At 72.7% G+C, this 12013-nt stretch carries 13 protein-coding genes and 1 tRNA gene; 13 read left to right on the forward strand and 1 reads right to left on the reverse strand.

The window, feature by feature from the left end; all coding sequences use genetic code 11:
• The first annotated feature begins 54 nt into the window (after positions 1-54).
• The 13 genes from MHO01S_RS09025 (at position 55) to MHO01S_RS09085 (ending at position 11764) form a co-directional block, all read left to right on the forward strand.
• Complete coding sequence (locus MHO01S_RS09025) at positions 55-1206, forward strand: Na+/H+ antiporter NhaA (RefSeq protein ID WP_060959806.1); 1152 nt, start codon at positions 55-57, stop codon at positions 1204-1206.
• Positions 1170-1913 (forward strand): nucleoside triphosphate pyrophosphohydrolase, encoded by a 744-nt coding sequence (locus MHO01S_RS09030; RefSeq protein WP_060959805.1) that lies wholly within the window; start codon positions 1170-1172, stop codon positions 1911-1913. Before MHO01S_RS09025 ends, MHO01S_RS09030 begins: the two co-directional genes overlap by 37 nt.
• A gap of 31 nt (positions 1914-1944) precedes the next feature.
• Complete coding sequence (hisS, locus tag MHO01S_RS09035; protein WP_060959846.1) at positions 1945-3216, forward strand: histidine--tRNA ligase; 1272 nt, start codon at positions 1945-1947, stop codon at positions 3214-3216.
• 101 nt (positions 3217-3317) lie between these two features.
• The gene (locus MHO01S_RS09040) at positions 3318-4103 is read left to right on the forward strand and encodes an SGNH/GDSL hydrolase family protein (protein ID WP_157553768.1); all 786 of its coding nucleotides are present in this window, start codon (positions 3318-3320) and stop codon (positions 4101-4103) included.
• A gap of 67 nt (positions 4104-4170) precedes the next feature.
• Entirely contained in the window at positions 4171-4536 is a 366-nt protein-coding gene (locus MHO01S_RS09045; RefSeq protein WP_061782185.1) for a GntR family transcriptional regulator, read from the forward strand.
• Positions 4533-5537: a DUF1648 domain-containing protein gene (locus MHO01S_RS09050; RefSeq protein WP_061782186.1), complete on the forward strand. Its 1005-nt coding sequence runs from the start codon at positions 4533-4535 to the stop codon at positions 5535-5537. The genes MHO01S_RS09045 and MHO01S_RS09050 overlap by 4 nt, the downstream gene beginning before the upstream one ends.
• A 31-nt stretch (positions 5538-5568) precedes the next feature.
• Positions 5569-6237 (forward strand): O-methyltransferase, encoded by a 669-nt coding sequence (locus MHO01S_RS09055; RefSeq protein ID WP_060959802.1) that lies wholly within the window; start codon positions 5569-5571, stop codon positions 6235-6237.
• Positions 6238-6346: 109 nt separating this feature from the next.
• A complete protein-coding gene (gene eno, locus MHO01S_RS09060) occupies positions 6347-7627 on the forward strand; it encodes a phosphopyruvate hydratase (RefSeq protein ID WP_060959801.1) in 1281 nt (426 codons plus the stop codon).
• A 64-nt stretch (positions 7628-7691) separates the two neighbouring features.
• Positions 7692-8225 carry an FtsB family cell division protein gene (locus MHO01S_RS09065; protein ID WP_060959800.1) on the forward strand — a complete coding sequence of 178 codons (534 nt, stop codon included), beginning with the start codon at positions 7692-7694 and terminating at the stop codon, positions 8223-8225.
• 85 nt (positions 8226-8310) lie between these two features.
• Complete coding sequence (locus MHO01S_RS09070; protein WP_082734169.1) at positions 8311-8781, forward strand: DUF501 domain-containing protein; 471 nt, start codon at positions 8311-8313, stop codon at positions 8779-8781.
• 53 nt (positions 8782-8834) lie between these two features.
• Positions 8835-10115, forward strand: coding sequence for a S8 family serine peptidase (locus MHO01S_RS09075; RefSeq protein WP_371836323.1), 1281 nt, complete (start codon positions 8835-8837; stop codon positions 10113-10115).
• A 19-nt stretch (positions 10116-10134) separates the two neighbouring features.
• The gene (locus tag MHO01S_RS09080; RefSeq protein WP_060959797.1) at positions 10135-11607 is read left to right on the forward strand and encodes an NAD(P)/FAD-dependent oxidoreductase; all 1473 of its coding nucleotides are present in this window, start codon (positions 10135-10137) and stop codon (positions 11605-11607) included.
• An 84-nt stretch (positions 11608-11691) separates the two neighbouring features.
• Positions 11692-11764: transfer RNA gene (locus MHO01S_RS09085), tRNA-Leu, on the forward strand.
• 14 nt (positions 11765-11778) lie between these two features.
• Here MHO01S_RS09085 and MHO01S_RS09090 read toward each other — a convergent pair.
• A partial coding sequence (locus MHO01S_RS09090; RefSeq protein ID WP_157553766.1) for an alpha/beta hydrolase occupies positions 11779-12013 on the reverse strand: 235 nt, incomplete at its 5' end.

Genomic DNA, 12013 nt, shown 5'->3' on the forward strand with positions numbered 1-12013 from the left:
GTGTGCCGGGAAGTCTGGTCGGCGATTCCCGTCCGTCGACCCCTCGGAGTGCCCATGTCCCTGCTGCGATCCGCGCGTTTCCCCGCCGTTCTGCTGCTCCTCGCCGCCGCCGCCGGCCTCGTGCTGGCCAACTCGCCGCTGCGCGATGCCGCGTTCGCCGTGGCCGATGCGCACCTGGGCATCCCCGGCGTCGTGGACCTCTCGGTGCGTCACTGGATCTCGGACGGTCTGCTCGCCGTGTTCTTCTTCGTCGCGGCGGTGGAGCTGCAGTTCGAGCTCACGAGCGGGCAGCTCGCCTCCGCGCGGCGCGCCGTGCTGCCGGCGATCGCCGCGGCCGGCGGCGTGCTGGTGCCGGTCGCGCTGTATCTGGCGATCGCCGGGACGCCGGCGACATCGGCCGGGTGGCCCATCCCGACGGCCACCGACATCGCGTTCGCGCTGGGTGTGCTCGCCGTCTTCGGCCGTGGCCTTCCGCCCGCGGTACGGGTCTTCCTCCTGGCGCTGGCGATCCTCGACGACATCGTCGGCATCGTGTTCATCGCCGTGCTGTTCACCTCCGACGTCGACACCGCCATGCTGCTGCTCGCGGTCGTGCTCGTCGTCGTCTTCGCCGTCTGCAGCCGACTCCTCGACACCCGGGCGCGGCCGATCGCGATCGCGGGTCTCGCCGTGTCGGCGCTCGGCACGTGGTACGCCGTGCACGAGTCCGGCGTCCACGCCACGATCGCCGGCGTCGTGCTGGGACTCGTGATGGCGCAGCAGCCGGCGATGCGCACGCGCCACGCGATCGAGCCGTGGGTCAACGGCCTGATCCTCCCGCTGTTCGCCCTGTGCGCCGCGCTCGTGACCATCCCCGCAGTGTCGGCGGGGGAGCTCTCGCCGGCGTTCTGGGGCGTGCTCGTCGCGCTGCCCCTCGGCAAGATCATCGGCATCGGCCTCGCCGGCGGCCTCGCGCAGCGGATCCTGCGCGTCGCGCCCTCGGAGCGGCTGGCCGCGGGAGACCTGCTCGCCGCGGGCGCGCTGGGCGGCATCGGGTTCACCGTGTCGCTGCTGCTGAGCGAGCTGGCGTTCGCCGGTGACCCCGGCATCCGCGATCAGGCGACCCTCGGCGTGCTGGCGGGCTCCGCGATCTCGCTCGTCGCGGCCGGGATCCTCGTATCGTGGCGGGCATGGCATCACCGACGCCGGGTCCCGGCGATTTCCTGACACCTTCGGCATCGCCAGCGTCGTCCCCGGCGTCGTCCACTCCGTCGGGCGATGCGCTCCGCCGCGCCGCCGACGTGATGCGCGCCGTCCGCGAGCGGTGCGTGTGGTCGCGGCAGATCACCCACGACGACCTCGTGCCCTACCTCGTCGAGGAGTCCGCCGAGCTGATCGACGCGGTCGAGGCCGGCACGCGCGCCGACCTGCGCGAGGAGCTCGGCGATCTGCTCTGGCAGGTGCTGTTCCACGCCGCCGTCGCCGCCGAAGACCCGGACGATCCGTTCGACATCGACGACGTCGCCGACGCCCTCGCGGAGAAGATGGTGCGCCGCCACCCCCACGTCTTCGGGGATGCCGTGGCCACCACGCCTGAGGAGGTGCTCGTGCACTGGAACGCCGCGAAGGCCGCCGAGAAGCGCGACCGGCGGTCGGTGCTCGACGGCGTCTCGGCGCACATGCCCTCCCTCGCGCTGGCCCAGAAGGTCCTCGGTCGCGCCGCTGCGCTCCCCGGTGCGCCGTCCGCACCGCTCGCGGACGGGGTGGCGCCCAGCAGCGAGGAGGAGCTCGGGGCGACGCTGCTGGGGCTCGTCGCGCTCGCGCGGGAACGGGGCTGGGACGCCGAGCGAGCGTTGCGCGGCGCCGTCCGCACGTTGGAGGGCGGCATCCGACAGGTCGAGGCGCGGGGCGCCGGAGCCGACCTGGAAGAATGATCCCGTGGCATCCGTGAACCCGCCGCGCGGCATGCGCGACTTCCTCCCCGCCGACAAGGCCCGTCGCGAGCGCGTGCTCGCCGTCATCCGCGAGCGCTACCGTGCGCACGGGTTCGACGAGATCGAGACCCCCGTCATGGAGGACTACGACCGCCTGCACGCGGGCATCGGCGGCGACAACGAGAAGCTCGCCTTCAATGTCCTCAAGCGGGGGCTGGATGCCGACGCCGTCCGCGCCGGCGCCGACGACGCGGCCGCCCTCAGCGACCTGGGCCTGCGCTACGACCTGACGGTGCCCCTCGCGCGCTTCTATGCGACCCATCGCGCGGAGCTGCCGGCGGTCTTCCGCTCGATCCAGATGGCACCGGTGTGGCGCGCCGAGCGTCCCCAGAAGGGGCGCTACCGCCAGTTCGTGCAGTGCGACATCGACATCATCGGCGACGCGACCGGGCGCGCCGAGGCGGAGCTGCTGGTCGCGAGCCTCGACACCCTCGACGCTCTCGGGCTGGTCGGCGGCAGCATCCGCATCAACGACCGCCGCGCCCTCGACTGGATGCTCGGCAGCTTCGGCTTCGCCGACGCCGAGCGTGCCGGCGTGCTGATCACGATCGACAAGCTCGACAAGATCGGCCCCGACGGTGTCGCCGCCGAGCTGCGCGGACGGGGCGTGACCGCTGCGGCCGTCGATGCGTTCGAGGCCTTCCTGCGCCGGCCGCAGACGCGCGAGTTCCGCCCGTACGGGGAGGGGCAGATCCGCGGGGCCCTTCCGGACGGGGCACCGGACGACGTGGTCGCCGATCTCGTGGCGATCGGCTCCGCGGTGTCGGCCGCACGGGGGCTCGCCGGCGAGGGCGGGGCGGACGCCCCACTGGTGTTCGACCCGTTCCTCGTGCGCGGCATGGGGTACTACACCGGCACGATCTTCGAGCTCGCCCACCCGAGCGTCGACTACTCCCTGGGCGGCGGCGGTCGCTACGACGGGATGATCGGGCGATTCCTCGGCCAGCAGGTGCCCGCGGTCGGCTTCTCCATCGGCTTCGAGCGCATCGTCGATCTGTTGGAGGCGTCCGACGAGGGCGGCGCGACCGCGGTCGTCCTCGTGCACGACCGCGACGTGCCGGTGGAGGAGCTGGTCGCACTCAAGTCCGCACTCGTGGCGGAGGGGGCGCGGGTGCGTCTCGAGCAGCGCACGAAGAACCTCAAGGCGCTGCTGGAGCGGGCCGCCGCCGACGGCTACACCTCCTTCGCGACCGTCGCGGCGGGGCAGGAGGCCGCGGCGCTCGAGGTCAAGCCGCTGAGCTGATCGCGCGCCGCGCCGACACCGACCGTTCACCTGGCCGGGGTGGAATCGGCGACGTGAACACCCGACCGGGCCGGAGCGGCGCGCCGCGACGCCGTGTGGCGATGCGCGCCGCCGCGGTCGCCGTGGTCGTCTCGGCAGCGGCGGCGACCCTGATCACGCGGAGCGTGCTGACCCGGCAGGCGGCCATCGCGCGCCGCCGCATCGGCAAGCCGCTCGGCGAGATCGCTCTGGATGCCGATCGGCTCTGGCGCTCGAAGTTGCCGGGGGAGCCGATCGAGCTGGTGGTCGTCGGCGACTCGATCGCTGCCGGGCTCGGGGCCGACCGCGCCAAAGACGTGCTCGGCGCGCGGCTGGCCAAAGGCATCGCCGCGTTCCTCCAACGCCCTGTGCAGCTGCGCACGGTCGCGACGGTCGGCGCGCAGTCGCAGGACCTCGCGCGCCAGCTCGACCGTCTCCCGGGCGGCTACCGGCCGGATGCCGCGGTCATCATCGTCGGGGGCAACGACGTGACCCACCGCACGCCGGTGTCGGGGGCGGCCGCCGATCTCGAGGAGGCGGTGCGGCGCCTGCGGGCGACGGGCGCCGCCGTCGTCGTCGGCACCTGTCCCGACCTGGGGGCGCTGCGTCCGGTGCCGCAGCCGCTGCGCGCTCTGGGGGCGCAGGCCTCGCGTCAGCTCGCCCACGCGCAGGCGGCCGCGGCCCGCCGCGCCGGCGCCCGCGTCGTCTCGTTGCGCCGCACCGTGGGCCCGATGTTCGTCGAGCACCCGGACGACATGTTCAGCCTGGACCGCTTCCACCCGAGTGCCCTGGGCTATCGGCGCACGGCGGACGCGCTCGTGCCCGAGATCGTCGCCGCGCTCGCCGAGGGGGCGTTGGCTCGGGAGTGAGACCGCGGCGGTCGCCGCGCGGACCTCCCAACTGTTCTAGTTGTCATAGAATGGATGCGGAGGCCGCATGCTGATCCGCACCGATCCGACGAGCGATGTGCCGCTGTTCGCGCAGATCGCGGCATCCGTCCGCGCGGACGCCCTCGCCCGCCGTCTCCGCCCGGGGGACCGCCTGCCCTCGGCGCGCGAGGTCGCCGCCGCGCTCGACGTGAACCTGCACACCGTGCTGCACGCCTATCAGCAGCTGCGCGACGAGGGTCTCGTCTCGATGCACCGCGGTCGCGGCGCCGTCGTCACGGCCGCGGCGGATCGCCTGGCCGAGCTCCAGCCCGACATCACCGACCTCGTCGCGCGCGCCCGCTCCCGCGGACTGTCGCCGCAGGCGCTGGCCGCGCTCATCCACCACACATCCGATCCGGAGGAGTCACCATGACCACCCCGCGGCCGCGCGCCGTCTCCCGCTTCCTCGTCGTCGCCGTCGCGATCCCCGTCGTCGCCACCCTCGTCGCCGTGCTGCTGCAGCTGGGGGCCCGCGCCTCCCTGCCCGACCCGATCGCCATCCACTGGGGCGTCGACGGAGGGCCGGACGGCTACGGCCCCCTCGCGGTGGCGGTGCTGTCCACCGCGGCGATCGGGCTCGGGGTGCCCCTGCTGATCGCGGCCTCCGCGCTCAACGGGCTGCGCCGCGGCGACCGCGGCCCCGCCTACCGGATGATGGGCGCCCTCGCCGGGGCGACGGCCGTGTTCACCGCGGTCCTGACCACGTCGTCGGTGCTGATGCAGCGGGGCGTCGCGGAGGCCGCGGCCGGGCCGTCCGTCCTCCCCTGGCTGCTGGTCGCGGCGGTCGTCGCCGTCCCGGTCGGCGTCCTCGCCTGGTTCCTCCAGCCCGACGAGCGCGTCGTGTCGACTCCGACGACCGCGGCGATCTCCCCGCCCCTGTCGAGCGGGGAGCGCGCCGTCTGGCTGCGCAGCGTCCGTCTCGCGCGGGGCGGTCTCATCGTGCTCGGTGCGGCCCTGGCGCTGCTGGTCGTCGTCACGATCCTCACCGTGGCCGTCAGCGGCAGCGCGGTGGCCGCGACGATCCTCATCGTGCTGATCGTTCTGATGGCCGCGGTCATCGCCGCGACCGCGGTCTTCCACGTGCGCGTCGATGCGACGGGCTTGACCGTCAACTCCGCGACCGGCTTCCCGCGGATCCACCTCCCGCTCGCCGAGATCGACCGCGTGGAGGTGGTCGAGGTCAGCCCCATGGGGGAGTTCGGCGGCTGGGGGCTGCGCTGGGCCCCGGGCGGCGGCTTCGGCGTCGTGCTGCGCACCGGACCCGGAATACGCGTCACGCGCCGCGACCGGCGGGTGTTCACGGTCACCGTCGACGACGCCGGCACCGGGGCGGCGCTGCTCGCCGCCGAGGCGGAGCGCGCCGCGGGGCGTTGACCCGGCCGCGCCGAGGCGGTTGGGTGGAGCCATGACCGAGCTCTCCCTCGCGGCCGCGCATGAGGTCGACCGCTACCTCGTCGACACGCTCGTCGACGCCGACGACGGCCTCGACGCGGCCGTGCAGGCCCAGCGCGCCGCCGACATGCCGGCGATCGAAGTGGCGCCCACGGGCGGCAAGCTGCTGTGGCTGCTCGCACGCCTCAGCGGAGCGCGCCGTGTGCTCGAGATCGGGACGCTCGGCGGGTACTCGACCATCTGGCTGGCGCGCGGCATCCCCGATGACGGCCGGGTCGTGACGATCGAGGCCGAACCCCGCCACGCCGAGGTCGCACGGCGCAGCATCGATCGCGCCGGGGTGGGGGAGCGCGTCGACATCCGCGTCGGTCGCGGAGCCGACGTGCTGCCGACGCTGGAGGATCAGGCTCCCTTCGACCTCGTCTTCATCGACGCCGACAAGGAGTCCAACACCGTCTACCTCGACTGGGCCGCGCGCCTGGGCCGGCCGGGGACGCTCATCGTGGTCGACAACGTGGTGAGGGCGGGACGGGTGGCGGATGCCGAGGATCCCAGCCCTCAGGTGCGGGGCGTCCGGGCGGGGCTGCAGATGCTCCGCGACGACCCGCGCTTCACGGCCACGGCCCTGCAGACGCTGGACGCGAAGGGCTGGGACGGGATCGCGCTCGCGCTGGTCGTTTGATCCGGTGCCGCGCATGTGGCCCCGACATCCAGGTCACTAGACTCAAGGACGGAGCCGAGACACACCCGTGACGCTCCAAGGTTCACCCTCCACAAGCAAGGAGTCCCCTGTGGCACTGATCGAGGCTGTAGGCGCACGCGAGATCCTGGATTCGCGTGGCAACCCGACCGTCGAGGTGGAGGTGCTGCTCGACGACGGCATCGTCCAGCGCGCGGCCGTCCCGTCGGGCGCATCCACCGGCGCCTTCGAGGCGTACGAGCTGCGCGACGGCGACAAGAGCCGCTACGGCGGAAAGGGCGTGCTGAAGGCCGTCAACGCCGTCATCGACGAGCTCGGCCCCGCGATCGAGGGCGTGGAGGCGAGCGAGCAGCGCGTCATCGACGAGATCCTCATCGCCACCGACGGCACCGAGAACAAGTCGCGCTGCGGCGCGAACGCCATCCTCGGCGTGTCGCTGGCCGTCGCGAAGGCGGCCGCCGACGCGGCCGACCTGCCGCTGTTCCGTTACCTGGGCGGCCCGAACGCGCACGTGCTGCCCGTTCCGCTGTTCAACGTCATCAACGGCGGCGAGCACGCCGACAACGGCATCGACTTCCAGGAGTACTTCCTCGCCCCCATCGGTGCGGAGACCTACGGCGAGTCCCTGCGCTGGGGCACGGAGGTCTACCACGTCCTCAAGGGCGAGCTGAAGGCCGCCGGCTACAACACGGGCCTCGGCGACGAGGGCGGCTTCGCCCCCGACCTGCCCAGCAACCGCGAGGGCCTCGACTTCCTCATCAAGGCGATCGAGAAGGCCGGCTTCACCCCCGGCAAGGACGTCGCCGTGGGCCTGGACGTCGCCGCGACCGAGTTCTACAAGGACGGCGTGTACACCGTCGAGGGCAAGGCGTGGTCGGCCGAGAAGCTGACCGACTACTTCGCCGACCTCGTCGCGAACTACCCCGTCGTCACGATCGAGGACGCCCTCGCCGAGGACGACTGGGACGCCTGGAAGCACCTCACCGACGCGATCGGCTCGAAGGTCCAGCTCGTCGGCGACGACCTGTTCGTCACCAACCCGGTGCGCCTGCAGAAGGGCATCGACCTCGGCGTCGCGAACGCCCTGCTCGTCAAGGTGAACCAGATCGGGACGCTCTCGGAGACGCTCGACGCGATCTCGCTGGCCACCCAGAACGGCTACCGCTCGATGCTGTCGCACCGCTCCGGCGAGACCGAGGACACGACCATCGCCGACCTCGCCGTCGCGGTGAACGCGGGTCAGATCAAGACCGGTGCGCCCGCCCGCAGCGAGCGCGTCGCGAAGTACAACCAGCTGCTGCGCATCGAGGAGGAGCTCGGCGACGCCGCGGTCTTCGCCGGCCGCGCGGCGTTCCCCCGCTTCAAGGGCTGAGGATTCGCTGAACCGATCGGGGCGGCGTACGGCGGGCGCGTGAGCGCCACGTAGGCTGGACCCCATGACGAGAGAGGGAGCCGTGCGCGACGCGCCGGCTCCCTCTTCCCGTCCCGGACGGCGCCCCGCGACACCCGACGGGACGCGGGGGCGCGTCGACGTGCGGGCGTGGGCCGGCGGCATCCGTTTCTCGGCCTTCACGGTCATCATGCTGGGACTCGTCGTGCTCGCCGTGTTCACGCTCGTGCCCACGGTCGGCACCTATCTGGGCCAGCGCCAGCAGATCGCCGCGCTCACGCACTCCGTCCAGGTCACGGAGGCCGACGTCGCGGCGCTGCAGCAGCAGAAGGACCGCTGGAACGACCCCGCCTACGTCACGTCGCAGGCGCGAGAGCGGCTGTACTACGTGCGCCCCGGCGAGGTGGTCTACCTCGTCGACAACGACCTGCCCGCCACGGCGATCCCGCAGGAGCAGTCCGCGGTGAGCGCGCAGGTGCAGGAGACGCGCACCGACTGGATGGCGCAGCTCGTGCGCTCGATCGCGGGCGCCGGACTCGCCCAGACGGCGACCGTGACGCCGACCGATCCCGCCGGCTGATCAGCGGTCGGTCAGCGCGCCCCGGTACCCTGGACGGGTGTCGCACCCCGCCCTGACTCCTGCCTCCGACGCCGACCTCGAGGTCATGCGCGCCCAGCTGGGGCGGCCGATGCGCGGTGTCGTCGGCATCGCCGCGCGGTGCGTGTGCGGCAATCCCACCGTCGTCGCCACCGAGCCGCGCCTTCCCGACGGCACGCCGTTCCCCACGTTCTACTACCTGACGCACCCGGGGGCGACGGCGGCCATGTCGGCGCTCGAGGCGACCCAGGTCATGCCGGAGCTGGCCGCCGTGCTCGAGACCGACCCCGACGTCGCCGCCGCGTACGCAGCCGCCCACGCCGCATATCTCGCCGACCGGGCCGTCTACGGCGAGGTCCCCGAGATCGCGGGCATCTCGGCGGGCGGGATGCCGACGCGCGTGAAGTGCCTGCACGCCCTGGCGGGTCATGCGCTGGCCGCGGGGCCGGGCGTCAACCCGATCGGCGACCTCGCCCTCGCCCGCGGTGACTGGTCGCCCACGCGGTGCACGTGCGTCGTGCCGCGGAGCGCCCCGTGACGCGCGGCGCACATCGGGCGCTGGGCGTGGCCGCGGCGTTCGCACTCGTTGTGCTGATCGACGGGGCCGCCGCCGGTGCGGCGACCCCGGCCACGCCCGCCGCCGTGGTTGGGACCCCGGCGGCCGCCTCGGTGTCGACACCGGCCGTCACCGACCCGGCACGCGCCGCGGAGTACTGGCTGGACGAGTACGGGATCCGCTCCGCCTGGCAGACCACCCGCGGCAAGGGCACGACGATCGCCGTGATCGACACCGGGATCGGGCGGTCGCCCGTCGAGTTCTCCGGCGCCGTGGTCGGCGGCGCGGACTTCTCGGGAGCGGGTTCCTCGGACGGTCGCACCCCCGTCGGCGCCGTCGATGCGAACCACGGCAGCTGGGTGGCCTCGCTCGCCGCGGCGCGGGGGACCGGCGCCGACACCGGCATGATCGGCGTCGCTCCCGAGGCGGACCTGCTGTCCCTGTCGATCGGGTTCGGTGCGGCATCCTCCGTGCCGTTCGTCCAGCAGGTGGCCGACGCGATGGTGTGGGCCGTCGACCACGGGGCCGACATCATCAACCTGTCGTTCACGACGAACACGCTCACCTGGGACACCTCCTGGGACGACGCCTTCCAGTACGCCTTCGACCACGACGTCGTCGTCGTGGTCGCGGCGGGGAACAAGGGCAGCGGCACGGAGGAGGTCGGGGCCCCCGCCACCATCCCCGGAGTGCTGACCGTCGGCGGCGTCAACCGCGCCGGAGTCGCGAGCGAGCGCGCCTCGACCCAGGGGATCACGATCGGCATCTCGGCGCCGAGCGAGCAGCTTCTCGGCGTCTCCGCAGACGGGCAGCTGGTCGTCTGGGACGGCACCAGCGGCGCGGCGCCCATCGTGGCGGGGATCGCCGCGCTCGTCCGCTCGGCGCACCCCGAGCTGAACGCCGACAACGTCATCAACCGCATCATCAAGACCGCACGTCCCGCGGCCGGGTCGACCAAGGTCCCCGACGAGAAGTACGGCTACGGACTCATCGACGCCAACGCGGCCGTCGGTGCGTCGGTCGCCGAGGTCGACGCCAACCCTATGGGGAGCCTCGCGGAGTGGGTGCGGCTCTACCGCCGCGCCGACGCCGGGCCCCAGCCCACCCCCACCTCGACGCCGGTCGTCATCGAACAGCTCCCGCAGGCGGAGACGCTCGAGCGTCGCTCGCCGCTGCTGCCCAGTGCCGACACCCTGCGCTACGGGACGGTGCCGCTCGTCGGGGTCACCCTGACGGCTATACTGGTCGCGCTCGGTGTCACTGCTGCTGCCCGGCGCATCAGATCGGAGCGCGCACCTCGTACTCCGAGCCGTTGATTCAAGGAGTACTTCCCCTGTGACCCACGCAGAGACCAGCACGGCCGCCACGTCCTCACACGGGGCCGTTCCCAAGATCCTCATCGTCGGCGGCGGCTACGCCGGCTTCTACACCGCCTGGAAGCTTGAGAAGCACCTGCGCAAGGGCGAGGCGGAGGTCACGGTCGTCGACCCGCTGCCGTACATGACGTACCAGCCCTTCCTCCCCGAGGTGGCCGCCGGTGAGATCGAGGCCCGTCACGTCATCGTGGGGCTGCGCCGTCACCTGAAGAAGACGCGCATCGTCACCGCGAAGGTCACCGGCATCGACCACGCCACCCGCACGGCGACCATCACGCCCGCCGAGGGCGAGCCGTGGCAGGAGAGCTACGACCAGATCGTCGTGACCGCGGGTGCCGTCTCGCGCACCTTCCCGATCCCCGGCATCGCCGAGAACGCGATCGGCCTGAAGACGATCGAGGAGGCCGTCGCCGTCCGCGACCGCATCCTCACCAACTTCGACCGCGCCGCGAACCTGCCCGCGGGCCCCGAGCGCGACCGTCTGCTGACCGTCGTCGTCGTCGGCGGCGGCTTCGCCGGCATCGAGGTGTTCGCCGAGACCCGTGCGCTGGCGTCCTCGCTGCTCAAGGACTACCCGCAGCTGCGCTTCGAGGACACCCACTTCCACCTCATCGAGGCGATGGGTCGCATCATGCCCGAGGTGTCGCTCAAGACGAGCGAGTGGGTGCTCAAGGACCTCGCCAAGCGCGGTGCGAACGTCCACCTCGACACGCAGGTGACCGGCGCCGTCGACGGCAACGTCGAGCTCTCCACGGGTGAGACCATCCCCACCGACCTGATCATCTGGACGGCCGGCGTCATGGCGAACCCCACGGTGGTGCGCGGCAGCGACCTGCCGGTGGAGGAGCGCGGCCGCATCCGCACGCGCGCCGACCTGCGCGTGGGCACCCCGGAAGAGATCGTCGAGGGCGCGTGGGCCGCCGGAGACGTGTCGGCCGTCCCCGACCTGACCGGCAAGGGCGTCGGCGGCTACTGCGTGCCGAACGCCCAGCACGCCGTGCGTCAGGCGAAGCTGCTCGCGAAGAACCTCGTCGCCGTCCTGCGCGACGAGGTGCCGCGCGAGTACATCCACCACAACCTGGGCGCCGTCGCCGGCCTCGGCCTCTACAACGGCGTGTTCCAGTCGGGCAACCTCGCCCTCAAGGGCTTCATCGCCTGGTGCGCCCACCGCGGCTACCACGGTCTCGCGATGCCGTCGTGGGAGCGCAAGTGGCGTGTGATCGGCGACTGGTGGCACAACTTCTGGCTGCGTCGCGACAACGTCTCGCTGCAGACCGTCCAGAACCCGCGCTACGTCTTCGAGGAGTTCGCCTCCCGGCCGCGCCCGGCCGCACCGGCCGCCGCTCCCGCGATCGACCCCAAGTCGGTCGCCGCGGAGAAGAGCGCCGCCGCGGAGCCCAAGGTCGAGGAGAAGGCTTCCGCCGCCAGCTGAGGCATCCGTTTCGCACGCACCGGACCCCCACCCGCCCCGCGGTGTGGGGGTCCGCTGCGTGCGGCGTCGCTACGCTGGGAGCGGGCCCCTGTAGCCCAACGGCAGAGGCAGGCGACTTAAAATCGCTTCAGTGTGGGTTCGAGTCCCACCGGGGGTACGGGACGGAGACGATCAGCCGGCGACGCCGCGCGGATCGTTCACGAAACGGCCGATGAGCTCGTACGCCTCGCGCGCCTCGCGGGTCCAGTGCGCCCCCGGATAGACGTGGAAGCCGTCGTCGGCCACGACGATGCGCGCGGGCGATCCCGCAGACCGCGCCTTCGCGACGAACGCGACGGCATCGTCGTGGAACACGTCGTTGGCGCCCTGGAAGACGATCGTCGGAGCCAGCCCCGCAAGGGTGTCA

It is taken from the genome of Microbacterium hominis NBRC 15708 (assembly GCF_001592125.1).
Lineage (GTDB): Bacteria > Actinomycetota > Actinomycetes > Actinomycetales > Microbacteriaceae > Microbacterium > Microbacterium hominis.

What these genes read in the sequence shown, in the direction of transcription:
- MHO01S_RS09030 (WP_060959805.1), top strand. Translation starts at nt 1,170, where the DNA reads ATGGCATCACCGACGCCGGGTCCCGGCGATTTCCTGACACCTTCGGCA.
- hisS (WP_060959846.1), top strand. Translation starts at nt 1,945, where the DNA reads ATGCGCGACTTCCTCCCCGCCGACAAGGCCCGTCGCGAGCGCGTGCTC.
- MHO01S_RS09025 (WP_060959806.1), top strand. Translation starts at nt 55, where the DNA reads ATGTCCCTGCTGCGATCCGCGCGTTTCCCCGCCGTTCTGCTGCTCCTC.
- MHO01S_RS09070 (WP_082734169.1), top strand. Translation starts at nt 8,311, where the DNA reads ATGCGCGCCCAGCTGGGGCGGCCGATGCGCGGTGTCGTCGGCATCGCC.
- MHO01S_RS09055 (WP_060959802.1), top strand. Translation starts at nt 5,569, where the DNA reads ATGACCGAGCTCTCCCTCGCGGCCGCGCATGAGGTCGACCGCTACCTC.
- MHO01S_RS09045 (WP_061782185.1), top strand. Translation starts at nt 4,171, where the DNA reads ATGCTGATCCGCACCGATCCGACGAGCGATGTGCCGCTGTTCGCGCAG.
- MHO01S_RS09040 (WP_157553768.1), top strand. Translation starts at nt 3,318, where the DNA reads ATGCGCGCCGCCGCGGTCGCCGTGGTCGTCTCGGCAGCGGCGGCGACC.
- MHO01S_RS09050 (WP_061782186.1), top strand. Translation starts at nt 4,533, where the DNA reads ATGACCACCCCGCGGCCGCGCGCCGTCTCCCGCTTCCTCGTCGTCGCC.
- MHO01S_RS09065 (WP_060959800.1), top strand. Translation starts at nt 7,692, where the DNA reads ATGACGAGAGAGGGAGCCGTGCGCGACGCGCCGGCTCCCTCTTCCCGT.